The organism is Streptomyces sclerotialus (assembly GCF_040907265.1).
Classification (GTDB): Bacteria; Actinomycetota; Actinomycetes; order Streptomycetales; family Streptomycetaceae; genus Streptomyces; species Streptomyces sclerotialus.
Genome location: NZ_JBFOHP010000002.1, coordinates 6348145 through 6372185, shown reverse-complemented (window position 1 = coordinate 6372185; position 24041 = coordinate 6348145). Strand labels below are relative to the sequence as shown.

Below are 24041 nucleotides of genomic sequence, written 5' to 3'. Positions count from 1 at the left end.
GCGACCCGAAGCCCCTGTCTCACCGCCGCTGCCCCCGCTTCCGCTCGCCCATGTGGCGGCCGAGCGCCTGCTTCTGCTTCCAGTCCCTGCGCAGCTCGGCGCGGAGCCGGGCGTCGGTCCTGGCGGCCAGGTACTGGTTCTCGCGGAGCAGCTTGCGGTAGCTGTCCAGGCGGCGTTCCGCGAGCTCGCCGGCGTCCACGGCCGCCAGCACCGCGCAGCCGGGCTCGGTGGTGTGCGCGCAGTCGTGGAACCGGCAGCCGTCGGCCAGCTCCTCGACGTCGGTGAAGGTACGCGCGAGGCCGCCCTCCGCGTCCCACATGCCGACCCCGCGCAGCCCGGGGGTGTCGATCAGCACCCCGCCGGCGGGCAGCACCAGCAGGTCACGGGTGGTCGTGGTGTGCCGCCCCTTGCCGTCCCGGTCGCGTACCGCGTGCACGTGCTGCACGTCGGTGCCGATCACGGCGTTGGCGAGGGTGGACTTGCCGGCACCGGACCGGCCGAGCAGGACGGCGGTGCCGCCGGACAGCACGGCGGTGAGGACGTCCAGGCCCGCGCCCGTGGCGGCGCTCACCGCCAGTACCTGCACGCCGGGCGCGGCGCCCTCGGTGTCGGCGACGAGGTGGGCCAGGCCCGCCCCGTCCGGCACCAGGTCCGCCTTGGTCAGGGCGACGAGCGGGGTCGCGCCGCTCTCCCAGGCCAGGGACACGAAGCGTTCGACGCGTCCGAGGTCGAGGGGCTCGGCGAGCGAGACGGCGACGACGGCGGTGTCGACGTTGGCGGCCAGGATCTGGCCCTCGGACCGCTTGGAGGACGCGGAGCGCACCAGGGCGGTGCGCCGCGGGAGCAGGGCACGGACGACGGCGTCCGGGCCGCTGCCGGGATCGATGACGGCCCAGTCGCCGGTGCAGGGCACCTTGAGCGGGTCGCCGGTGGCCACCGGCGCGGTGGACGCCAGGACGGTACGGACGCCGTCCGCGTCGGGCACGACGGCGTCCACCCTGCCGCGGTCGATGCGGACCAGGCGGCCGGGCAGCAGGCCGCGCTCGGCGTACGGGGTGAACTCCTGCGCACGGCCCGCGTCCCAGCCGTAGGCGGTGAGGGGGTGCGCAGCGGTGATGTCGGACAACGGGATGGACCCTTCGAAGCGGGTGGTCCCGGCGGCGGGCACGCGGCAGTGGCGTGCCGGGAAGAAGGAGAGGTCAGCCGGGGACCACGGAGGCGGGATTGATGATCTTGCGAATGCGGGCAGCGCCCAGCGCAATGACAGCCATCGGTCCACACCTCCTCGTTCGTCGTCCGTGAAGTCCACGGGTGCCGTGGACGTTGCTCACCTTAAGCGGGGCCGCCCGGCACCGCCAGCGCTTTTCCCGTCGGGCCCGGACGCGCCCTTGCCGAGAACGTGTTGACGGACCGTCAGCAAAAAAATTAGTTGCTTGAGTTCCTGGTTTCGGTCCATGGGGCACGTGAGTAAGGTGTGGCGTCAGCCAGGGCCCCCGGAGGATTTCCGGCTGCGGCGCCGGCTCGGAATTCCATATCGCCAGGTGACGGGGAAGGATCGGCACGCAGCATGGCCGCTGGCCTGTTCGAAGGGCAGTACGTATGGCATCCGGCGGCCGACGATCGCCGGCTGGCGAGTGCCTGCGTGGACGTACGCGCCGGACGCTACTTCAGCGCACGCGAGGTACTGAAGGAGACCCGCCGCGATTTCGGCGTACGGGCCCACCGTTCTCTGGTACTCGCCTCCGAAGCGGCCGATTCGGACCTGACGGAGCGCTGGCTCGCCGAGGAACCGGGCACCGAGGCCGCCCTGTTGTGGGCGCGGGTCGCCGCGCTGCGCGCCTGCCGCGCCGCCGAGAAGCAGGACCGGCACGCCACCACGCTGAGCCGGATAGCGCTGACCGCCTGCGACCGGGCGGCGGAGCTGGCACCGCTGGACCCCACTCCGTGGGTCGCCAAGCTCTCGCTGGCCCGCTTCCAGCGCCATCTGGACCCGGCTCCGGAAGGGCTGATCACCGCGCCGCCCGGCCCGTGGTCGCTGTTCTCGCACATCCTGCGGCTGGACCCCTGGCACCGTGAGGGCCACCACCGCTTCCTGGCCTGCTTCTTCGCCCGGCACGGCGGTTCGGCGGGCGCCGCCTGGGACGTCGCCGCCTTCCTCGCCCAGCGCGCGCCCGCCACGTCCGCGCTGCGGCTGCTGCCGCTGGTGGCCGTGGTCGAGGAGTACGACCCGCGCGCGCCGCTGGCCGACCGTACGTGGGAGCAGCCGCAGTGGCGGCAGACGGCGCTGCGGATCTACCGGCACTGGCTGCCGGAGGTGGCCGGCTACCGCTTCACGCCCGTGCTGGACCTGGCGTACCTGGCGCACGCGCTGTGGATGGCGCGGCACGAGTTCGAGGCGCGGGCGGTCTTCACCGCCATGGGCCCGTACGCCTCACGGATGCCCTGGAGCGCGTTCGGTGATCCGGCCGAGCAGCTGAGCAGGGCACGGCGCCGGTGCGGGCTGCCGGTCCCGCACGCGCCGGACTCCTCCTGAACCGGTCCCGATCCGCCGGCTCCCCCCACTGTTGCCGGCCGCACCGCCCACCCCCCAGAAAGGTACGTCCGTGTCCGACTCCGCGTCCGATTCCGCATTCCTCTCACGGGTGCGCACGCGAAAAGCACGTACTCAGCAGCCGACGGCTCAGCCGGGCGGCCTGGACGACGACGCCACACTGCACGCGATGGGATATCCGCGGAAACTCACCCGGAGATTCCGGGCCTTCGACAATTTCGCGATCTCCTTCACGATCATCAACATCATATCCGGGATCTTCTCGTCGTTCGGTTTCGGCATGAATGCCGGCGGGCCGCGCATCCTGGTGTTCGGCTGGATCGCCGTCTCGATCCTCGTGCTGTTCATCGGCGCCTCGATGGCGGAAATCACCTCCGCCTATCCCACGAGCGGCGCGCTGTATTTCTCGGCGGGCAAACTCGCCAAGCGGCACCGCGGCGCCTGGTCCTGGTACACGGGCTGGCTGAACTTCGTGGGCCAGGTCGGCGGGACGGCCGCCACCGGCTACGCGGCGGCCACCTTCATCCAGGCGTTCCTCGCGATGCAGTGGCCGTCCTACGAGGTCTCCGAGCAGCGCACGGTCCTCATCACGGCGGCGATCCTGCTGGTCCAGGCGCTGGCCAACACCTACACCGTGCACCTGGTCGCGATCCTGAACCGCATCTCGGTGTGGTGGCTGCTGATCGGCATGGTGGTCATCGTGACGGCCCTGACCGTGCTGCCGGAACACCACCAGCCGGCCTCGTTCGTGACGCATTTCGCCAACAACACCGGCTTCACGAACGGGCTTTACGGTGCGCTGCTGGGCCTGCTCGTCACCAGCTGGACGTTCACCGGATTCGACGGCAGTTTCCACATGTCGGAGGAAACGGTGGGCGCCACCGTCAACGCGCCCAAGGGAATCATGCGGGCGATCGGCTACTCCGCCGTCACCGGCCTGATCCTGATGCTTGCGCTGGTCTACGCGATCACTGATTACCGTACGGAAGCGAGTGCTGACGCACCGCCCGTACAGATTCTCATCGATGCGCTCGGCACCGGCACCGCCAAGTTCCTGCTGCTGATCGTGATCGGCGCGATGCTCTTCTGCGGCCTGGCCAATATGACGAGCAACACCCGGCAGATCTTCGCCTTTTCGCGGGACGGCGCGATGCCCGGCTCCCGCTGGTGGCACTCGGTCTCCGCGCGTACCCGTACGCCCGTCAAGGCCGTCTGGCTCGCGGCCGCCTGCTCGCTGGTACTGGTGATCCCCGGCTGGTGGTCGCACACCGCCTTCACCGCCATCGTCAGCGTCAACGTCGTCGGCCTCTTCCTCGCGTACGGCGTGCCGATCTTCCTGCGGCTGCGCCTGGACACCTTCGAGCCGGGGCCGTGGAACCTGGGCCGCTGGGGCAGGCCCGTCGCGGCCGTCGCGGTGGTCTGGATCGTCCTCAGCAACGTGCTCTTCATGCTGCCGCAGGCCTCCCCCATCACGCCCGGTTCCTTCAACTACGCGCCGATCGCGCTGGCGGTGGTGCTGATCATCGCCACGGTGTGGTGGTTCGCCACCGCCCGGCACCGCTTCCAGGGCCCGGTCAGCTACGGCCGCCCCGACGAGGTGGCGGCGATGGACCTGATCTGACGGACCGCGGCCGGCGCCGACGGCTCCGTGCCGTCGGCGCCGCCGTGTCACCGGCCCCGGACGGTGACGCCGAGGATCCGCGCCCCCGTCTCCGTCCGCGGCCGGTGGCTGCTGCCCGGCGCGAACACCACGTACGTGCCGGGCCCGTGCCGCTCGTCGCCCTCGATGACCTCCCCGTCGAGCACGAAGTACCGCTCCTCGGTGGGATGGTGGTCCACCACGGGCCACTCCGCGCCCGGGGCGAACTCGATCAGCCAGCTGCGCGCGTGCTCGGTCCGCTGGAACCGGCGGGCCACGACGCCGGGGCCGATCTCCTGCACCTGCGCGTCCTCGATGTGCAGCACCGTCTTCAGCGCTTGTCCTGCGCTCTGTTCACTCATGGCGCCAGCCTCGCCGGACGCGGCGCGCCGGACGAGAGTCTGAAAAGACATCACCGGGTACTTTTCTGTCATGACTCCGCACCGCGTGGTGGCCCTGCTCCGTGAGCCGCAGGGCGCCTTCGAACTCGCCGGTGCCGCCGAGGTGTTCGGCGCACCGCGGGACGGCACGCCGCCGTACTACGACTTCTCGGTGTGCGCCGAGCGGCCCGGCCCGCTGCGCACCACCGCCGGGTACACGATGCTCGTCGAGGCCGGGCTCGGCGCGCTGGAGACCGCCGACACCGTGCTCGTTCCGGGCTGGCTGCCGACCGGCGTGCCCGCCTCGCCCGCCGTACGGGACGCGCTGCGGGCCGCGCACGGCCGGGGCACCCGGATCGCGAGCATCTGCAGCGGCGCGTTCGCGCTGGCCGAGGCGGGGCTGCTGGACGGCCGCGGCGCGACCACGCACTGGCGGCGCACCGCCCGGCTCGCCGCCGAGTTCCCCGCCGTACGGGTCGAGGCCGACGTGCTGTACGTGGACCACGGGGACGTGGCGACCAGCGCGGGCAGCGGCGCCGGCATCGACCTGTGCCTGCATCTGGTGCGCAAGGACCACGGTGCCGCGTACGCCGCGCGGATCGCCCGCGGCATGGTGCTGCCGCCGCACCGGGAGGGCAGCCAGCTCCAGTACGCGGCGGAGCCGTCCGCGCCGGCCCGCGCGGACGCCTCGCTGGCGCCGGTGCTGGAGTGGGCGCTGACCCGGCTGGGCGACGGGCTGAGCGTGGCCCGGCTCGCCGAGCGGGCCGGGCTGTCCGAGCGGACGCTCGCCCGCCGGTTCGCCGAGCAGCTCGGCGTCAGTCCGGGGCAGTGGCTGCTGGCCCGGCGCATCGACGCGGCGCGGGTCCTGCTGGAGGAGACCGACCTCGCGGTGGACGCGGTCGCCGCCCGGGTCGGGCTCTCCTCGGCGGTCAACCTGCGGCGCCGCTTCCGCGCGGCACTGGGGACGACGCCGGGCGCGTACCGGCGGGTGTTCGGCGAGCGGCGGTGAGGCGGGGGCGGCGAGGCGGGGGCGGTGATCCGCCTGTCCCGCCCGGGCCCCGGCGCGCTCACTCCTCCTTCCGGGGGGTGATGCCGCCCCTCTTCCTCGGAGTCCTGGCCGCCGTCCTCCTCGGCGCCCTCCCCGCCGTCCTCCTCGGGGTCCTCGTCGTCCAGTTCGTGCTCCCGCTCGGCCTCCTCCCGGGCGTGGCGCAGCAGTTCGGCCTCCTCGCGGCGGCGCTCCTCGCGTTCGGCGCGGCCCGCCGCGGTGGCGAGCGAGGGCCAGACGCGGTCCAGGGCCGCGTTGACCGCCGCGCCGACCAGCACCGCGAAGGCGGAGACGCCGATCCACAGCAGGACCGCGACCGGCGCGGCGAGCGAACCGTAGATGGTCGGGCCCTCGACCGTGGAGGCGAGGTAGACGCGCAGCAGCGCGCTGCCCAGTACCCACATCGCGAGCGCGACGACGGCACCGGGGATGTCCTCCTGCCACGGGGAGCGGACCGGGACGGACACGTGGTAGAGCGTGGTGAGGAAGACGACCGAGAGCAGCAGGACGACCGGCCAGTACAGCACCCGGACGGCGTTCTCGCTGGCGGGCAGCAGGTGCACCACCGTGTCCGGGCCCGCGACCATCAGCGGCAGCGCGATCGCGCCGAGGACCAGCGCGACGAGGTACAGGAAGAACGCCAGCAGGCGGGTGGCGACGATGCCCCGCTCGCCCTCCAGGCCGTACATGATCGTGATGGTGTCGACGAAGACGTTCAGGGCGCGGGAGCCGGACCACAGGGCGATGGCGAAGCCGATCGAGATGACGTCGGGCCGCCCGCCGCGGAAGACGTCGTCCAGCAGCGGCCGGGCGATCTGGTCGACACCCTTGTCGGAGAGCACGGCGGCGGACGCGTCGAGGATGTTCTGCCGGACGGTCTCGATGGTGTCGTGGCCGATCCACGGCTCCATGTAGCCCAGCAGCCCGATCAGGCCGAGGAGCAGCGGGGGCAGTGAGAGCAGGCAGAAGAAGGCGGCTTCCGCCGCGAGTCCGGTGACGCGGTACTCCATGCAGGAGTGGACGGTGTCCTTGAGCAGCAGCCAGCCGAGGCGTCGTTTCGATACATGGCGGTACAGGACGCGAGCCCTGTGCAGACGGCCCCGGGGACGCTCGGCTGGTTCGTTCGCTTGCTGCACCTCCTCACCGTATCCGGCAGGAAAGGTACGGCTCGCACCATGACCGGCCCGGTCGTGGCCGGTCATCGGCGGGGCGCGCGGCGGGCGGAGGGGGCGCGGCGGGGGCGCCGTGCCTCTGCTCGGGGTGAGAGGCTCGGCGGCCGGCCGCCGCGCCCGGCGCGGAAGCGGTGCCGCGCCGACTCGGCACCGCTTCCGACAGGACAGCCGGACGTGACACGGGCGGCCCGGCACGGAGGCACGGGCACCCGGGGCACGGGGACGGCTCGCGCCCAGCATTTCCGCCCCTGGCAGGGCGGACAACCGTTGCACGACGTTGCAACGGATCTCCCGATTCCGCCCTCCGCCGGGGCCCGGCAGCGGCACCATGGGCCGCGGCTATTCACCAGAACTGCACAAGCGGAGCGACGTTGAGCACACGGCATCACGACAGGACCCGGACCCCCGTCCTGGCAACGCCGCCGGCCCCCCGGGAAGCGGCCCGCCGGCTGGCTTCCGTACGAGAGGCCGCCCTTGCGGGGGACCAGCCACCCGACGGCCTCCGTACGGTGATCGGGGAATCCTGGCGGCGGGTGCTCGACAGGGGCCTGGACCCGGACCGGGACCGCCGCGAACGGCCGCTGTCCCTCGCCGAGCTGGAGGAGCGCCGGCACCGTTCGCAGCTCGCGCAGCTGCTGCCGGTGCTCCACTCCCACCTCCTCCCGTCCGCCGAGGCCGCGCAGCAGATCCTGGTGGTGACCGACCCCGAGGGCCGGGTGCTGTGGCGCGAGGGCTCGGCGGCGGTACGCCGGATGGCCGACCGGCACGGTTTCGAACCGGGCGCCGACTGGACCGAGGACGTGGTCGGCACCAACGGGATCGGTACCGCGCTGGTCACCCGGCAGCCAGTGCTCGTGCACTCCGCCGAGCACTACGTCCGCACCCACCACAAGTGGACCTGCGCGGGCGCTCCGCTGCACGACCCGCGCGACGGGCGGCTGCTGGGCGTGGTGGACCTCAGCGGCCCGGCGCACTCCTTCCACCCGACCACGCTCCCGCTGGTCACCGCGGTCGCCAGGCTCGCCGAGTCCGAGCAGCGCACCCGCCACCTGGCGGCGCTGGACCGGCTGCGGGCGAGCGCCGTGCCGCTGCTCGCCCGGCTCGGCGGCCGGGCGCTGGCGGTGGACCGGGACGGCTGGACCGCGGCGGCCACCGGCACGGCACCGCCCGAGCGGGTGGCGCTGCCCCGTTCCCCGCAGGCCGGCCCGCTCTGGCTGCCCCGGTACGGCTCCTGCGTGCTGGAGCCGCTGCCGGGCGGCTGGCTGGTACGCATCGGGGACACCGGGCCGCTGGACCCGGCGCCGAGCCGGGTGGTGCTGGACGTCAGCGGCCGGGACGGCTGGACGGTGACGGTCGGCGGCCCGGCCGGCAGCTGGTCGCACGAGCTGAGCCCACGCCACGCCGAGCTCCTCTTCGTCCTGGCCACCCACCCCGACGGGCGTACCGCCGCGCAGCTCTCCCTCGACCTGTTCGGCGACGCCCGCCGCACCACGACGGTCCGCGCGGAACTCTCCCGGCTGCGCCGCACCCTCGGCTGCGTCCTCTCCCACCGCCCGTACCGCTTCGCCGACGGCATCGAGGTCGACCTGGTCCGCCCGGACCGTCCCGCGGCGCTCCTCCCCCACTCCACGGCACCGGCCGTGCTGGCGGCCCGGACCGAGTCGGCGCCGCCACGCTCGCCGGCACCCGACCGGGCGCCCTGATCCGCTCCTCGGTATGACGGCCCCCGGTGTGCCGCAAGCCTGTCCGTCCCCTCCCGCGCCCGCGGCTGCGGTTCGCGGTGGAACCGGAACGTGCGGTGGCGGGAGTCGGCGGTTTCCCGCGGTGCGGTCGCCGTTCCGGTCCGCCTGGCGTGCGCAGGCCGCTGGCGCGCATCCGATCCGGGGACCGGCGGCCCGCGCCGGTCCCCGCCATGATTGGGTGACCGCCATGACCGTCACTGTCACCACGTGGTACCTGGAGCAGACCGCCCCCTCGGATCTCGTGCCCGCCGCCGAGCCGCCTGCCGAGCAGGACGTCCGGATCGTCCGGTCCGGGACGCCGTTGCCGGAGTTCAGCCGCTTCCTCTACACGGCGGTGGGCGGGGACGTCACGTGGACCGACCGGCTGCCGTGGACGTACGCGGAGTGGGCGGCGCACCTCGGGCGGCCCGGTACGGAGACCTGGGTGGCGTACGAGCGGGGGACGCCGGCCGGGTTCATCGAGCTGCAGGCGGACTCCGAGGGGTCGGTGGAGATCGTCTATTTCGGGCTGATACCGGCGTTCCGGGGGCGGCGGATCGGCGGTCACCTCCTCTCCTACGGGCTCGCGCGCGCGTGGGACCTGGCCGAGCGGTGGCCGGAGTGCGCGCCGACGAAGCGGGTGTGGGTGCACACCTGCAGCAAGGACGGGGAGTACGCGATGGACAACTACCGGCGGCGCGGTTTCCGGCTGTACGACACGACCGTGGAGGAAGAGCCCGAGGTCGCCACGCCGGGGCCGTGGCCGGGCGCCTGAGCCGGACCTCCTCGGCGCCGGTCACGGCAAGCGGAACGTGACCGGCGCCACAATGTCTCACAAAGCAAGACATAGCCGTCCGTATTTTGGACAATGGTGGACTGGCCCAAGACCGTCGTGACACGCTTCCGTCATGTCTCGAGCTGGAATTGCCTTGGTGAGTCGGCGCCACGTCGACCTTGCGCGCGTGTCCAGCGCCATCTGTCAGGCGCGCTGACGCTGTACCCCACGGGGACTCATCACCCCTGACAGCACCCAGCTCCACCGACTTTCCCTCGCCGTCCCCATCGTCGCGGACGTGCGACCACCCCTGATCCGGCAAGCCATGCCAAGGCGCGCTGCGACGCGTCGCGAACAGGCATGTCTTCGCAGGTCACAGTGGGTGCACCCGGCCTGAAACCGCTTCAGCCCGCATTTCCTGCAGCCGCCGAGAAGGACGTATTCACCATGGCCGCCACTCCCGAACGCCCCGCCACGACCCGCCGCAAGGCCGGACGCCACCGCGGTGAGGGCCAGTGGGCCGTTGGTCACTTCACTCCGCTCAACGGCAACGAGCAGTTCAAGAAGGACGACGACGGTCTCAATGTGCGGACACGCATTGAGACGATCTACTCCAAGCGCGGCTTCGACTCGATCGACCCCAACGACCTGCGCGGCCGGATGCGCTGGTGGGGCCTGTACACCCAGCGCCGGCCCGGCATCGACGGCGGCAAGACCGCGGTCCTGGAGCCGGAGGAGCTGGAGGACAAGTACTTCATGCTGCGCGTGCGCGTGGACGGCGGCCGGCTGACCGTCGCCCAGCTGCGCGCCATCGGCGAGGTCTCCGAGCAGTACGCCCGCGGCACCGCGGACATCACCGACCGGCAGAACATCCAGCTGCACTGGGTACGCATCGAGGACGTGCCCGCCATCTGGGACAAGCTGGAGTCCGTCGGGCTGTCCACGACCGAGGCGTGCGGCGACTGCCCGCGTGTGATCATCGGCTCCCCCGTGGCCGGTATCGCCGCCGACGAGATCATCGACGGCACCCCCGCCGTGAACGAGATCCACGAGCGCTACATCGGCAGCAAGGAGTTCTCCAACCTGCCGCGCAAGTTCAAGACCGCGGTCTCGGGCTCCCCTGTCCAGGATGTGGTACACGAGATCAACGACGTGGCCTTCGTCGGCGTGAACCACCCCGAGCACGGCCCCGGCTTCGACCTCTGGGTCGGCGGCGGCCTGTCCACCAACCCCAAGCTCGCGCAGCGGCTGGGCACGTGGGTGCCGCTGGACGAGGTCGCGGACGTCTGGGCCGGAGTGGTCGGCATCTTCCGTGACTACGGCTACCGCCGGCTGCGCAACCGCGCCCGCCTGAAGTTCCTGGTCGCCGACTGGGGCGTGGAGAAGTTCCGCCAGGTGCTGGAGGACGAGTACCTCCAGCGCAAGATGGTGGACGGCCCGGCGCCCGAGGCGCCGACCTCGAAGTGGCGCGACCACATCGGCGTCCACAAGCAGCAGGACGGCCGCTTCTACGTCGGCTTCGCACCGCGCGTCGGCCGCGTCGACGGCAAGACCCTCACCAAGATCGCCGAGCTGGCCGCCGAGCACGGCTCGGACCGGCTGAACACCACCGTCGAGCAGAAGATGATCATCCTCGACGTGGCCGAGGACCAGGTCGACTCGCTGGTCGCCGGGCTGGAGGCGCTGGACTTCCAGGTCAAGCCCTCGCCGTTCCGGCGCGGCACCATGGCCTGCACCGGTATCGAGTTCTGCAAGCTGGCCATCGTCGAGACCAAGGGCCGCGGCGCGTCCCTCATCGACGAGCTGGAGCGCCGGATGCCGGACTTCCAGGAGCCGGTCACCATCAACCTCAACGGCTGCCCGAACGCCTGCGCCCGTATCCAGACCGCGGACATCGGTCTCAAGGGCCAGCTGGTCCTGGACGCCGACGGCAATCAGGTCGAGGGCTTCCAGGTGCACCTGGGCGGCGCGCTGGCCCTGGAGGCCGGCTTCGGCCGCAAGGTGCGCGGCCTGAAGGTCACCGCCGACGAACTCCCCGACTACGTCGAGCGGGTGCTGCGCAACTTCGAGGCGGAGCGCACCGAGGGCGAGCGGTTCGCCCAGTGGGCGGCCCGCGCCGAAGAGGGTGCTCTCAAGTGACGGAACGCGCAGCACCGTTCTTCTGCCCGTACTGCGGGGACGAGGACCTGCGGCCCTCCGAGGAGGGCCACGGGGCCTGGGAATGCCGGTCCTGCAGCCGTGCGTTCCGGCTCAAGTTCCTGGGCCTGCTGGCCCCGGGCGTGTCCGGCAAGTCCCCTTCCGACGGAGGTGAGTCGTGACCACCGCAACCACCGCAGCCGACCTTCAGCAGCTCGCCGAGCAGGCGGGCCGCGACCTGGAGGACGCTCCGGCCCTGGAGATCCTCGAGTGGGCCGCCGAGACCTTCGGTCCGCGCTTCTGCGTCACCTCCTCGATGGAGGACGCGGTCGTCGCGCACCTGGCCTCGCGTGCCTTTCCCGGCGTGGACGTGGTGTTCCTGGACACCGGTTACCACTTCCCGGAGACCCTCGGCACCCGGGACGCGGTCGCGGAGGTGATGGACGTCAACGTCATCACCCTGACGCCGCGTCAGTCCGTGGCCGAGCAGGACGCCGAGTACGGCCCGAAGCTGCACGACCGCGACCCCGACCTGTGCTGCGCGCTGCGCAAGGTCAAGCCCCTCGAAGAGGGCCTGGCCGGGTACGACGCGTGGGCGACGGGCCTGCGCCGGGACGAGTCGCCCACCCGGGCGAACACCCCGGTCGTCGGCTGGGACGCCAAGCGGCAGAAGGTGAAGGTCTCGCCGATCGCGAAGTGGACGCAGGCGGACGTGGACGCGTACGTCACCGAGCACGGCGTGCTCACCAACCCGCTGCTCCAGGACGGCTACGCCTCGGTCGGCTGCGCGCCCTGCACGCGGCGCGTGCTGGAAGGCGAGGACGTCAGGGCCGGCCGCTGGGCCGGCAGCAACAAGACCGAGTGCGGACTGCACGGATAGGGCCGCTGACCGCACGATGACGGACACTCAGGAGATACGAATGACGGGCGCCACGATCTGGCTGACCGGTCTGCCGAGCGCGGGCAAGACGACCATCGCGCACGAGCTGGCCGGGAAGCTGCGCGGCGAGGGCCACCGCGTCGAGGTGCTCGACGGCGACGAGATCCGGGAGTTCCTCTCCGCGGGTCTCGGCTTCAGCCGGGAGGACCGGCACACCAACGTGCAGCGGATCGGCTTCGTCGCCGAGCTGCTGGCCAGCAACGGCGTCAAGGCCCTGGTGCCGGTGATCGCGCCGTACGCGGACAGCCGGGAGGCGGTGCGCAAGCGCCACCAGCAGGAGGGCACGCCCTACCTGGAGGTGCACGTCGCCACGCCCGTCGAGGTCTGCTCCGAGCGGGACGTGAAAGGCCTGTACGCCAAGCAGGCGGCGGGCGAGCTCACCGGGCTGACCGGTGTGGACGACCCGTACGAGGCTCCCGAGTCGCCCGATCTGCGGATCGAGTCGCACACCCAGACCGTGCAGGAGTCCGCGGCGGCGCTGTACGCGCTGCTCACCGAAAGGGGACTGGCATGACGACGGCAGCAACGACCCGCACCGGTACCGGCCCGGTACCGGAGGGCGACGACTCTCCGTACGCGCTGTCCCACCTGGACGCGCTGGAGTCGGAGGCGGTCCACATCTTCCGCGAGGTGGCGGGCGAGTTCGAGCGCCCGGTGATCCTCTTCTCCGGCGGCAAGGACTCCATCGTCATGCTGCACCTGGCGCTCAAGGCGTTCGCGCCCGCGCCGGTGCCGTTCTCCCTGCTGCACGTGGACACCGGGCACAACTTCCCGGAGGTCCTGGAGTACCGGGACCGTACGGTCGAGAAGCACGGGCTGCGCCTGCACGTCGCGTCCGTACAGGACTTCATCGACCGCGGCGAGCTGCGCGAGCGCCCGGACGGCACCCGCAACCCGCTGCAGACCGTCCCGCTGCTGGACGCCATCGACAAGGGCCGCTACGACGCGGTCTTCGGCGGCGGCCGCCGGGACGAGGAGAAGGCCCGCGCCAAGGAGCGCGTCTTCTCCCTGCGGACCGAGTTCGGCGGCTGGGACCCGCGCCGGCAGCGCCCGGAGCTGTGGCAGCTCTACAACGGCCGGCACTCCCCCGGTGAGCACGTCCGGGTGTTCCCGCTGTCCAACTGGACCGAGCTGGACGTCTGGCAGTACATCGGCCGGGAGAACATCGAGCTGCCCGCGATCTACTACGCGCACGAGCGCGAGGTCTTCGCCCGCAACGGCATGTGGCTGGCGCCGGGCGAGTGGGGCGGCCCCAAGGAGGGCGAGCGGGTCGAGAAGCGGCGGGTGCGCTACCGCACCGTCGGCGACATGTCCTGCACCGGCGCCGTCGACTCCGACGCGGCCGACAACGACGCCGTGATCGCGGAGATCGCCGCGTCCCGGCTCACCGAGCGGGGCGCCACGCGGGCCGACGACAAGATGTCCGAGGCCGCCATGGAGGACCGTAAGCGCGAGGGGTACTTCTAACCATGACCACTGTTACCGACGGCGTCCTGGACGCCGGCGCCACCTCCCTGCTGCGCTTCGCCACCGCCGGCTCCGTCGACGACGGCAAGTCCACCCTGGTCGGGCGGCTGCTGCACGACTCCAAGTCGGTCCTGACCGACCAGCTGGAGGCGGTCGAGCGCGCCTCCGCCAGCCGCGGCCAGGAGACACCGGACCTGGCGCTGCTGACCGACGGGCTGCGGGCCGAGCGCGAGCAGGGCATCACCATCGATGTCGCCTACCGCTACTTCGCCACGCCCCGGCGGCGGTTCATCCTCGCCGACACCCCGGGCCATGTGCAGTACACCCGCAACATGGTCACCGGCGCTTCGACCGCCGAACTGGCGGTCGTCCTGGTCGACGCCCGCAACGGCGTCGTCGAGCAGACCCGCCGGCACGCGGCCGTCGCCGCGCTGCTGCGCGTGCCGCACGTGGTGCTGGCCGTGAACAAGATGGACCTGGTGGACTACCAGGAGTCGGTCTTCGCGGCCATCGCCGAGGAGTTCACGAAGTACGCCGCCTCGCTGGGCGTCCCGGAGATCACCACGATCCCGATCTCGGCGCTGGCCGGGGACAACGTCGTGACGCCGTCCGCCAACATGGACTGGTACGGCGGCCCGACGGTGCTGGAGCACCTGGAGACGGTCCCGGTCGTCACCGACCCGTCGAACGACGCGGCGCGCTTCCCCGTGCAGTACGTCATCCGGCCGCAGACCGCCGAGCACCCCGACTACCGCGGTTACGCGGGCCAGATCGCCGCCGGCGTGCTGCGCGTCGGCGACGAGGTGACGGTGCTGCCGTCCGGCGCCACCTCCACCATCGAGGGCATCGACGCGCTGGGCGAGTCCGTGGACGTGGCCTGGGCGCCGCAGTCGGTGACCGTGCGGCTCGCCGACGACATCGACGTCTCGCGCGGCGACCTGATCGCCCCGGCCGCCGCGGCCCCGGCCGTGTCGCAGGACATCGAGGCGACCATCTGCCACGTGGCGGACCGGCCGCTGGTCGAGGGCCAGCGGGTGCTGCTGAAGCACACCACCCGTACGGTCAAGGCGATCGTCAAGGAGATCCGCTCCCGGCTCACGCTGGACGACCTGTCCCAGCACCCGGCGCCGGGCGAGCTGGTCGCCAACGACATCGGCCGGATCAGGGTCCGCACAGCCGAGCCGCTGCCGGTGGACGCCTACGCGGACTCCCGGCGCACCGGTTCGTTCCTGCTCATCGACCCGTCCGACGGGACGACGCTGACCGCCGGCATGGCGGGCACGGCGTTCGCCGAGGACGCCGAGGCGGCCCGCGCCCAGCAGGCCGACGACGAGGGCTGGGACTTCTGACCATGGCGGGCGAGGCGTTCTCGACGTTCGCGAAGGAGGGCGGCCGGATCGGCAGCGGCCTCCTCGGCAGCGGACAGGGCGGAGTCGGCCGATGTGTGCGCTGACCCCGCTCCGCCTCGCCCTGCCCGCCGGCCCCTTCCGAAGACCACCTGACCTGCCGGGCGCGCCCTAGCCAAGGGGCGCGTACCGTCCCGGCCCACCGAGAGGAAACCCTCCCGTGCTGCCTGCCGCTCGCCCCCGCTCCACCGCCCGCCGCCTGCTCGCGGCGGCCGCCACCGTCCCGCTGCTGATCGGGGCGCTGGGGGCCTGCGGTTACGGGTCCAAGGCGCCGAAGAGCACCGAGGCGGTGGCGGCGAAGGGGCCGAAGACCGACGGGCTGGACGCGGTGAAGATCGGCTACTTCGGGAACGTCACGCACGCGACGCCCATGGTGGACCGGCAGCAGGGCTTCCTCCAGAAGGAACTGGGCGGTACGCAGGTCAAGCCGTACATCTTCAACGCCGGGCCCTCGGAGATCGAGGCGCTGAACTCGAAGACGATCGACATCGGCTGGATCGGGCCGTCCCCCGCGATCAACGGCTACGTGCAGTCGCACGGCGACAACCTGAAGATCATCGGGGGCTCCGCCTCGGGCGGCGTCTCGCTGGTCGTGAACCCCAGGAAGATCAAGTCCCTGAAGGACCTCAAGGGCAAGCGGATCGCCTCGCCGCAGCTCGGCAACACCCAGGACGTGGCGCTCCTCAACTACCTGCGCGAAAAGGGCTACCAGGTCGACCCGGACACCGGGAAGGGCGAGGTCGGGGTCCTCCGGCAGGACAACAAGGAGATCCCCGCCACCTTCCGGCAGGGCGGCGTCGACGGCGCGTGGGTGCCCGAGCCGACCGCCTCCAAGCTGGTCGCCGAGGGCGGCCGGAAGCTGCTGGACGAGAAGCAGCTCTGGAAGGACGGCAAGTTCGTCATCACGAACATCGTCGTCCGCAAGCAGTTCCTCGAGGAGCACCCCAAGGCCGTCGAGGCGGTACTGCGCGGCTCGGTGAAGACCAACGACTGGATCAAGGGCCACCCGGGCGAGGCCGCCCAGGCGGTCAACACCTCGCTCGCCGACCCCAAGGTGTCCGGCACCCGGCTGCCGGACCAGGTCCTGAACTCCGCCTTCCGGAACGTGCAGGTCACCGACGACCCGCTGGCCTCCACCCTCAAGGACCAGGCGGACCACGCGGTCAAGGCCGGACTGCTCAAGAAGCCCGATTTGAACGGCATCTACGACCTGCGGCTGCTCAACAAGGTCCTCAAGGCCGAGGGCAGGCCACCGGTGGACGCCGCCGGGCTCGGCGCACAGTAACCGATCGATCCGTACGGTCCCCAGGAGGTGACACCGATGACGACCCCTACCCTCACGAAGCAGGCCGCCACGGCCGGCACGAAGGAGACGGCGGGCTACGCGGCGCGTATCGACCACGTCTCGAAGTCCTTCGGCCGCCCCGGCGCGCAGCAGCACGTACTGGACGACATCACGGTCGATGTCGCGCCGGGCGAGTTCGTCTGCCTCCTGGGCGCGTCGGGCTGCGGCAAGTCCACGCTGCTCAACCTCGTGGCCGGGCTGGACGAGCCGACCACCGGGACCATCGACGTGCCCGGCAGCCGCCCGGCCCTGATGTTCCAGGAGCACGCGCTCTTCCCCTGGCTCACCGCCGGCAAGAACATCGAACTGGCCCTGAAGCTGCGCGGCATGCCGCGCGCCGAGCGCCGTAACGAGGCCGAGCGGCTGCTGGAGCTGGTCCGGCTCAAGGGCGCCTACGGCAAGCGGGTGCACGAGCTGTCCGGCGGTATGCGGCAGCGGGTCGCGATGGCCCGCGCGCTCGCCCAGGACAGCGGGCTGCTGCTGATGGACGAGCCGTTCGCCGCGCTGGACGCCATCACCCGTGACGTGCTGCACGACGAGCTGACCCGCATCTGGGAAGAGACGAATCTGTCCGTCCTCTTCGTCACGCACAACGTCCGCGAGGCGGTCCGGCTGGCGGAGCGCGTCGTGCTGCTGTCCTCCCGGCCCGGCCGCATCGCCCGGCAGTGGGAGGTCGACATCCCGCAGCCGCGCCGCATCGAGGACGCCGCCGTCGCCGAACTCTCCGTAGAGATCACCGAACAGCTCCGTGGGGAGATCCGCCGCCATGGCCAGCACTGAGACCACCACCGAGACCCGCAACGCGGCCGACGCGAAGGCGGCGGACGCGCGCGGGAGCGAGACCGCCGGGCTGGAGGCCGGGCTGGACGCGCTGGAGACGCATGTCGTCAGCCGGCCGCCCGTGCTGCGCACGCTGCTCTCCAAGGCGCTGCCGCCGGTCGTCGCCGTCGTGATCGTGCTGGCGCTCTGGCAGCTCGCGTACCACTTCGAGGTCAAGCCGCACTACCAGCTGCCCAGCCCGGTGGACGTGTGGGGCTCGCTCCGCGAGAAGTGGCTGGAGGGCACGCTCCTCAGCTACGTGTGGGAGTCCGTCTCGCGCGGCGCGCTCGGCTTCGTCGCCTCACTGATCATCGGTACGCCGCTGGGCCTCCTGGTCGCCCGGGTCCGCCCGGTGCGCGCGGCGATCGGCCCGATCCTCTCAGGCCTCCAGTCGCTGCCGTCGGTGGCGTGGGTGCCCGCCGCGATCATCTGGTTCGGCATCACCGACGCCACGATCTACGCGGTCGTGCTGCTGGGCGCCGTGCCGTCCATCGCCAACGGCCTGGTCTCCGGAGTCGACCGCATCCCGCCGCTGTTCCTGCGTGCCGGCCGGACGATCGGCGCGACCGGGATGAAGGGCGTACGCCACGTGCTGCTGCCCGCCGCGCTGCCCGGCTACATCTCAGGCCTCAAGCAGGGCTGGGCGTTCTCCTGGCGCTCCCTGATGGCCGCCGAGCTGATCGCCACCTCGCCCGACCTGGGCGCAGGCCTCGGCCAGCTGCTGGACCAGGGCCGGGTCGGCTCCGACATGTCCCTCGTGCTCGCCGCGATCCTGCTCATCCTGATCGTCGGCATCGGCATCGAGCTGCTGATCTTCGCCCCGATCGAGCGCCGCGTGCTGCGCAGCCGCGGTCTGCTCACCCATACCCGCTGACCCCCGCCGAATCCTCCGAACGGAAGCACCATGCGACCCCACCTGCTCGCCCCCACATCGGGAACCGCCTCGGCGGCCGGCCGATGCGCGCGGCCCGCGCTGCTGGTGATCGCGCACGGCAGCCGGGACCCGCGGCACGCGGCGACCGTCGGCGCGCTGTGCGCACGGGTCCGCGCGCTCCACCCGGAGCTGCGCGTCGAGGTCGGCTACCTGGACTTCAACGCGCCGAGCGTGCCCCAGGTGCTGGAGCGGCTGCACGCGGACGGCGTACGGGACGTGGTGGCGCTGCCGCTGCTGCTCACCCGCGCCTTCCACGCCAAGACCGACATCCCTTCGGTGCTGCGCGAGGCGTGCGCGCGGCTGCCCCGCCTGACCGTCCAGCAGGCCGATGTCCTCGGCCCCGCGCCGCTGCTGGTGGGCGCGCTGGAGCGGCGGCTGACCGAGGCGGGGCTCGCCCCCGCCGACCGTGCCTCGACCGGGGTCGTACTGGCCTCGGCGGGCTCTTCGGACCCGGAGGCGATCGCAGTGATCGCTGAAATCGCGCGGGAGTGGCGGCGTACCACTGGTTGGTATGCCGTGCGGCCTGCGTTCGCCTCCGCATCCCTTCCCCGTACGGCGGACGCCGTGCGGGAACTGCGGGCCGAGGGCGTCGCGCGCGTCGCCGTCGCGCCGTACGTCATCGCGCCCGGCCGGCTGCCGGACCGGATCGTGGCCGGAGCCCGGGAGGCGGGCGCCGATGTGCTCGCCGACGTGCTGGGCCCGGCCCCGGAGCTGGCGCACCTGCTGGCCCTGCGGTACGCGGAGGCCCTGCAGCGGCCGGCGGCCGCGCTGACCGCCTGAGCCGGACGCGGTCCGCGAGCCAGGCGCTACTCCTGCCAGTGGGCGGGGCGGGCCAGGGACTCGGGCAGCGCGGTCCGCGCGTCCCCCCTGGCCGCGTTCAGCTGGATCTGGGTGAGGAAGACGCTGCCGGTCAGGTCGGCGCCGCTCAGGTCGGCGTCCCGGAAGTCGGCGCCGATGACGTCGGCGGACCGCAGGTCGGCACCGCTGAGGTCCGCGGCGATCAGGCATGCGCCGCGGAGGGAGGCACCGCGCAGCTCGGCATTGCGCAGCCGGGCTCCGAAGAGGTCGGCGCCGCGGTGGTTCTTCTTCTTGCCGGGCACGCCGGCCCGCACCAGGTCCCCGGCGCGCAGGAGCAGCGTGTTGACCTCCTGCCGGACCGCCTCGGTGTCCAGCTCCGCCAGCACGTCGGCGGGGCTGAGCGTGAGCCGTTCCAGGTCCGCCAGCGCCGTGCGGAGCCCGGTGTGCACCGGCCGGCACTCGGGCCGGTCCAGCGCCTCGGTGACGTACGCGAGCAGTTCGTGCAGCTGCCGCATCACGGGGAAGACCGCGAACATCTGCCGGGCGGTGTCCGGGTGCTGCCGCCAGTCCCGGCCGCCGAAGGTGACCTGCGAGACCTGCTGCCCCGCGCCGAAGCAGTCGAAGACGGTGCAGCCGCGGAAGCCCGCCTCGCGCAGCCGGTCGTGGATGCCGCAGCGGAAGTCCGCCTGGAGGTTGGCGCACGGCGTCCCGCCTTCCTTGTCCGCCGCGAAGTCGTTCGAGGCGGCGAAGGGCAGGGCGACGCAGCACAGGCCGAAGCACTGCGCGCAGTCCGCCTGGAGGTCGGCTGGGGGCATGGGGGTTCGTTCTCCTGCCGCGGGGGTGGGCGCGGCTCCCTACCGCGCCCGGGTCGAACTGTCATTCTCCCCCACGGCCGCCGGGCTCAGCGCACCCCGAAGTGGTGCACGGTCGTCGTCCGGTAGGTCTGCCCCGGGCGCAGCACCGTCGAGGGGAACGACGGCCGGTTGGGCGAGTCGGGGAAGTGCTGGGTCTCCAGGCAGAGGCCGTCGGCCTGCCGGTAGAGGGTGCCCGAGGTGCCGCGCAGGGTGCCGTCCAGGCCGTTGCCGCTGTAGAACTGCACGCCGGGTTCGGTGGTGGCGATGTCCATGACGCGGCCGGACGCCGGGTCGGCGAGGGTGATCGCGGTCTCGGGGCGTGCGGTGACGCCCTTGTCCAGTACGAAGTTGTGGTCGTAGCCGCCGCCGAAGACGAGCTGCCGGTGGCCCTTGCGGATGTCCTGGCCGATCGGCTTGGCCCGCCGGAAGTCGAAGGGGGTGCCCGCGACCTTCGGCAGCTCACCGGTCGGGATGAGGGTCTCGTCGACGGGGGTGTAGCGGGACGCGGCGATGCGCAGGGTGTGGCCGAGGACGTCGCCGTTCCCCTCGCCCGCCAGGTTGAAGTAGGTGTGGTTGGTGAGGTTGACGACCGTGGCCTTGTCCGTCGTCGCCTCGTACGTGATGCGGAGGTCGCCGCGCCGGTCGAGGACGTAGTCGACGCGGACGGTCAGGGTGCCCGGATAGCCCATCTCACCGTCCGGACTGACGCGCCGGAGAGTGAGACCGGTGCCGGAGTCCCCGGCGTACGGCTCGACGTCCCACACCCGCTTGTCGAAGCCCTGGTCCCCGCCGTGCAGGCTGTTCGGGCCGTCGTTGACGGGCAGCCGGTACGTCCGGCCGTCCAGGGTGAAGGTGCCGCGCGCGATGCGGTTGCCGTAGCGGCCGATGAGGGCGCCGAAGTACGTTCCCGCGGTGAGGTAGGGGGCGAGTTCGCCGAAGCCGAGCGACACATTGGCCCGGCGGCCGTGCCGGTCGGGGAGCTCCAGGGTCTGGACGATGCCGCCGTAGGACAGCACGCCGAGCCGGGTACCGCCGCTCGCCACCGTCCAGCGGTCGACGCGGGTGCCGTCGGGGAGGGTGCCGAAGTGCTCCTTGTACGGCCGTCCGCCGCCCGCGGCGGGTGCCGCGGCGAAGGCCGGTCCGGTGCCGACGGCGGTGGCCGTGAGTCCGGCGGCCGCCGCGGCCACCACGGTACGTCTGCTGGTCGTCATGGCTGTCTCCTAGGGAAGTCCGGGTGCGGGGCAGGGCGGCCCCGCGTGGTCAGGAACCGGCCTTGCGCTTGTTGTAGATGTCGAAGCCGACCGCGGCGAGCAGCACCAGGCCCTTGATGACCTGCTGGTAGTCGGTGCCGATGCCGACCAGCGACATGCCGTTGTTGAGGACGCCGAGGACGAGGCCGCCGATCACGGCGCCCATCACCGTGCCGACACCGCCGCTCATCGAGGCGCCGCCGATGAACGACGCGGCGATCGCCTCCAGTTCGAAGTTCAGGCCGGCCTGCGTGGTGCCCGCGTTCAGCCGCGCCGCGTACACGCAGCCCGCGAGCGCCGCCAGGACGCCCATGTTGACGAAGACCAGGAAGGTGACGCGCTTGTCCTTGACGCCGGAGAGCTTCGCGGCGGCCTTGTTGCCGCCCAGCGCGTACACATGGCGCCCGATGACCGCGTTGCGCATGACGTACCCGAGGCCGAGCAGCAGCGCGCACATCACCAGCATCACGACCGGTACGCCGTGGAAGCTGGCCAGGGTCAGCGTGAAGGCGACGACGGCCGCGGTGAGCGCGACGCACTTGGTGACCCACAGCCCGGTGGGCAGCACGTCCAGCTCCAGGGCGAGCTGGCGGCGCCGGTCCCGCCACTCGCGCAGCAGCAGGAAGACGACGGCGGCGAGCCCGAGGAGCAGCGTGGGGTTGTGGTACTGGGTGTACGGGCCCATCTCGGGGATGAAGCCCTTGGCGAGGTTCTGGAAGCCCTCGGGGAACGGGGCGATGGACTGGCCCTCGAGCACGATCTGGGTCAGGCCGCGGAAGAGCAGCATGCCGGCCAGGGTGACGATGAAGGACGGGATGCCGACGTAGGCGATGAAGAAGCCCTGCCAGGCACCCGCGACCGCGCCGATCAGGAGTGACAGCACCAGTGCCAGGACCCAGGGCACGTCCTGTTTCACCATCATCACCGCCGACATGGCGCCGACGAAGGCGACCAGTGAGCCGACGGACAGGTCGATGTGGCCCGCGATGATGACGATCATCATGCCCATGGCCAGGATCAGGATGTAGCTGTTCTGCTGGATCAGGTTGGAGACGTTGTTCGGCAGCAGCAGCGTGCCGTCGGTCCATATCTGGAACAGCACGACGATGAAGGCCAGCGCGGTGAGCATGCCGTACTGGCGCATGTTGTTCCGCACGCTCCGCACCAGCAGCGCGCCGGCCGAGCGGACGGCGGACGGCGCCGCGGCGTCGGAGTCCTTGGGTGGAGTGGTCGTGGTCGTCATCGCGGGCCTCAGCTTCTGTTCATGGTCATCTGGCGCATCAGGACTTCCTGCGTGGCATCGGCGCGAGCGACCTCACCGGTCAGCCGGCCCTCGGCCATCGTGTAGATCCGGTCGCACATGCCGAGCAGTTCGGGCAGTTCGGAGGAGATGAAGAGCACCGCCTTGCCCTGTGCGGCGAGCCGGTCGATGACGGTGTAGATCTCGTATTTGGCGCCGACGTCGATGCCGCGGGTCGGCTCGTCGAGGATCAGCACCTCGGGGTCGGCGTGGATCCACTTGCTCAGTACGACCTTCTGCTGGTTGCCGCCGGAGAGCCGCCCCACCTGCTCGAAGACCGTGGGCGCCTTGATGTTCATCGACGTGCGGTAGCGCTCGGCGACGGACCGCTCGTGGTGCTCGTCGACGGCGCCCCGGCGGGTCATGCCGCGCAGCGAGGCCAGCGAGACGTTGCGGTGGATGGTGTCGATCAGGTTCAGGCCGTACTGCTTGCGGTCCTCGGTGACGTACGCGATCCCGGCGGCGATGGCGGCCGGCACCGTGGCGGTGTTCACCTCGCGGCCGCCGACCTGGACGGTGCCGCCCTCGTGGATGCCGTACGAGCGGCCGAAGACGGACATCGCCAGTTCGGTACGCCCTGCGCCCATCAGGCCCGCGATGCCGACGATCTCGCCGCGCCGGACGGTCAGCGACGCGCCGTCGACCACCTTGCGGGCCCGGTCGACGGGGTGCCGTACGGTCCAGTCCCGCACGGTCAGCGCGATCTGCCCGGCGTCCTCGCCCGCGTACTCCGTGCGGTCGGGGAAGCGGTGGTCGAGGTCGCGGCCGACCATGCCGCGGATGATGCGGTCCTCGGACAGCTCCGGCTCGGCCTCCGGGGTCGCGCGGACGGGCAGCGTCTCGATGGTGCGGCCGTCGCGCAGGATCGTCACCGCGTCGGCGATCTCCCGGATCTCGTTCAGCTTGTGGGAGATGATGATGCAGGCGATGTCCTGGTCCCGCAGCTCGCGGATCAGGCTGAGCAGGGTGGCGCTGTCCTCGTCGTTGAGGGCCGCGGTCGGCTCGTCGAGGATGAGCAGCCGTACCTCCTTCGACAGCGCCTTGGCGATCTCCACGAGCTGCTGCTTGCCCACGCCGATGTCGGCGACCGGAGTCTGCGGGTTCTCGCGCAGCCCGACCCGCTTGAGCAGCTTGGCGGCGCCGCTGAGGGTGGTGGGCCAGTCGATGATGCCGCGCCGGCCCTGCTCGTTGCCGAGGTAGATGTTCTCCGCGATCGAGAGGAAGGGGACGAGCGCCAGCTCCTGGTGGATGATGACGATGCCGCGCCGTTCGCTGGCGTTGATGTCCTTGAAGGCCACCGGCTCGCCCGCGAAGCGGATCTCGCCCTCGTAACTGCCGTGCGGATGCACCCCGCTGAGGACCTTCATCAGCGTGGACTTGCCCGCGCCGTTCTCGCCGCAGATCGCGTGGATCTCGCCGGCCCGCACGGTCAGGTTCACCTCGGAGAGGGCCGTCACCCCGGGGAAGGTCTTGGTGATGCCGCGCATCTCCAGTACGGGACGCTCCGGC

22 protein-coding genes and 1 pseudogene are annotated in these 24041 nt (G+C 71.8%); 16 read left to right on the top strand and 7 right to left on the bottom strand.

Going from position 1 to position 24041, the window contains the following annotated elements; translation table 11 throughout:
* Positions 1-19: 19 nt before the first annotated feature.
* On the bottom strand, positions 20-1168 hold the full coding sequence (gene rsgA, locus AAC944_RS28135; protein WP_438272761.1) for a ribosome small subunit-dependent GTPase A: 1149 nt from the start codon (positions 1166-1168) through the stop codon (positions 20-22).
* A 399-nt stretch (positions 1169-1567) separates the two neighbouring features.
* Between rsgA and AAC944_RS28130 the strand changes: the two genes are divergently transcribed.
* Together AAC944_RS28130 and AAC944_RS28125 are read left to right on the top strand one after the other, a co-directional pair.
* Positions 1568-2533: a hypothetical protein gene (locus AAC944_RS28130; protein ID WP_030622000.1), complete on the top strand. Its 966-nt coding sequence runs from the start codon at positions 1568-1570 to the stop codon at positions 2531-2533.
* Between the two features lie 187 nt (positions 2534-2720).
* Positions 2721-4172: an amino acid permease gene (locus AAC944_RS28125; RefSeq protein ID WP_030621998.1), complete on the top strand. Its 1452-nt coding sequence runs from the start codon at positions 2721-2723 to the stop codon at positions 4170-4172.
* A 47-nt stretch (positions 4173-4219) separates the two neighbouring features.
* Here AAC944_RS28125 and AAC944_RS28120 read toward each other — a convergent pair whose 3' ends face one another.
* Positions 4220-4552 carry a cupin domain-containing protein gene (locus tag AAC944_RS28120; protein ID WP_030621996.1) on the bottom strand — a complete coding sequence of 111 codons (333 nt, stop codon included), beginning with the start codon at positions 4550-4552 and terminating at the stop codon, positions 4220-4222.
* A gap of 70 nt (positions 4553-4622) precedes the next feature.
* Here AAC944_RS28120 and AAC944_RS28115 point away from each other — a divergent pair, with 70 nt between their 5' ends.
* The gene (locus AAC944_RS28115) at positions 4623-5579 is read left to right on the top strand and encodes a GlxA family transcriptional regulator (RefSeq protein WP_030621995.1); all 957 of its coding nucleotides are present in this window, start codon (positions 4623-4625) and stop codon (positions 5577-5579) included.
* Between the two features lie 205 nt (positions 5580-5784).
* Here AAC944_RS28115 and AAC944_RS28110 read toward each other — a convergent pair.
* Positions 5785-6751, bottom strand: a pseudogene (locus AAC944_RS28110) (YihY/virulence factor BrkB family protein); the annotation flags it as partial.
* 446 nt (positions 6752-7197) lie between these two features.
* Here AAC944_RS28110 and AAC944_RS28105 point away from each other — a divergent pair.
* From AAC944_RS28105 to AAC944_RS28045, 13 genes are all read left to right on the top strand, one after another.
* Positions 7198-8490: a GAF domain-containing protein gene (locus tag AAC944_RS28105; RefSeq protein ID WP_051872254.1), complete on the top strand. Its 1293-nt coding sequence runs from the start codon at positions 7198-7200 to the stop codon at positions 8488-8490.
* Between the two features lie 226 nt (positions 8491-8716).
* Entirely contained in the window at positions 8717-9283 is a 567-nt protein-coding gene (locus tag AAC944_RS28100; protein WP_030621989.1) for a GNAT family N-acetyltransferase, read from the top strand.
* A gap of 133 nt (positions 9284-9416) precedes the next feature.
* Positions 9417-9500, top strand: coding sequence for a putative leader peptide (locus AAC944_RS28095; RefSeq protein ID WP_351598321.1), 84 nt, complete (start codon positions 9417-9419; stop codon positions 9498-9500).
* Positions 9501-9730: 230 nt separating this feature from the next.
* Positions 9731-11422, top strand: a complete 1692-nt coding sequence (locus AAC944_RS28090; RefSeq protein WP_030621988.1) for a nitrite/sulfite reductase — start codon at positions 9731-9733, stop codon at positions 11420-11422.
* Positions 11419-11601, top strand: a complete 183-nt coding sequence (locus tag AAC944_RS28085; RefSeq protein WP_030621987.1) for an eL43 family ribosomal protein — start codon at positions 11419-11421, stop codon at positions 11599-11601. The genes AAC944_RS28090 and AAC944_RS28085 overlap by 4 nt, the downstream gene beginning before the upstream one ends.
* Positions 11598-12299 (top strand): phosphoadenylyl-sulfate reductase, encoded by a 702-nt coding sequence (locus AAC944_RS28080; RefSeq protein WP_030621985.1) that lies wholly within the window; start codon positions 11598-11600, stop codon positions 12297-12299. The genes AAC944_RS28085 and AAC944_RS28080 overlap by 4 nt, the downstream gene beginning before the upstream one ends.
* A gap of 40 nt (positions 12300-12339) precedes the next feature.
* Complete coding sequence (gene cysC / locus AAC944_RS28075; RefSeq protein WP_030621984.1) at positions 12340-12873, top strand: adenylyl-sulfate kinase; 534 nt, start codon at positions 12340-12342, stop codon at positions 12871-12873.
* Complete coding sequence (gene cysD / locus AAC944_RS28070; protein ID WP_030621982.1) at positions 12870-13826, top strand: sulfate adenylyltransferase subunit CysD; 957 nt, start codon at positions 12870-12872, stop codon at positions 13824-13826. Before cysC ends, cysD begins: the two co-directional genes overlap by 4 nt.
* A gap of 2 nt (positions 13827-13828) precedes the next feature.
* Positions 13829-15175 carry a sulfate adenylyltransferase subunit 1 gene (locus tag AAC944_RS28065; protein WP_030621981.1) on the top strand — a complete coding sequence of 449 codons (1347 nt, stop codon included), beginning with the start codon at positions 13829-13831 and terminating at the stop codon, positions 15173-15175.
* A gap of 220 nt (positions 15176-15395) precedes the next feature.
* Positions 15396-16517, top strand: coding sequence for an aliphatic sulfonate ABC transporter substrate-binding protein (locus AAC944_RS28060; RefSeq protein WP_030621978.1), 1122 nt, complete (start codon positions 15396-15398; stop codon positions 16515-16517).
* Positions 16518-16553: 36 nt separating this feature from the next.
* Complete coding sequence (locus AAC944_RS28055; RefSeq protein WP_030621975.1) at positions 16554-17357, top strand: ABC transporter ATP-binding protein; 804 nt, start codon at positions 16554-16556, stop codon at positions 17355-17357.
* Entirely contained in the window at positions 17344-18270 is a 927-nt protein-coding gene (locus AAC944_RS28050; protein ID WP_030621973.1) for an ABC transporter permease, read from the top strand. Before AAC944_RS28055 ends, AAC944_RS28050 begins: the two co-directional genes overlap by 14 nt.
* Before the next feature lie 30 nt (positions 18271-18300).
* Positions 18301-19110, top strand: coding sequence for a sirohydrochlorin chelatase (locus tag AAC944_RS28045; RefSeq protein WP_078888871.1), 810 nt, complete (start codon positions 18301-18303; stop codon positions 19108-19110).
* Between the two features lie 26 nt (positions 19111-19136).
* Here the strand turns inward: AAC944_RS28045 and AAC944_RS28040 are convergent, their stop codons facing one another.
* The 4 genes from AAC944_RS28040 to mmsA all read right to left on the bottom strand — a co-directional run bounded on the left by AAC944_RS28040 (position 19137) and on the right by mmsA (position 24019).
* Complete coding sequence (locus tag AAC944_RS28040; RefSeq protein ID WP_030621971.1) at positions 19137-19943, bottom strand: pentapeptide repeat-containing protein; 807 nt, start codon at positions 19941-19943, stop codon at positions 19137-19139.
* A gap of 86 nt (positions 19944-20029) precedes the next feature.
* Entirely contained in the window at positions 20030-21193 is a 1164-nt protein-coding gene (locus tag AAC944_RS28035; protein ID WP_030621969.1) for an aldose epimerase family protein, read from the bottom strand.
* Positions 21194-21242: 49 nt separating this feature from the next.
* Positions 21243-22475: a multiple monosaccharide ABC transporter permease gene (gene mmsB, locus AAC944_RS28030; protein ID WP_030621967.1), complete on the bottom strand. Its 1233-nt coding sequence runs from the start codon at positions 22473-22475 to the stop codon at positions 21243-21245.
* An 8-nt stretch (positions 22476-22483) separates the two neighbouring features.
* Complete coding sequence (mmsA, locus tag AAC944_RS28025) at positions 22484-24019, bottom strand: multiple monosaccharide ABC transporter ATP-binding protein (RefSeq protein WP_037773127.1); 1536 nt, start codon at positions 24017-24019, stop codon at positions 22484-22486.
* Positions 24020-24041 lie beyond the last annotated feature (22 nt).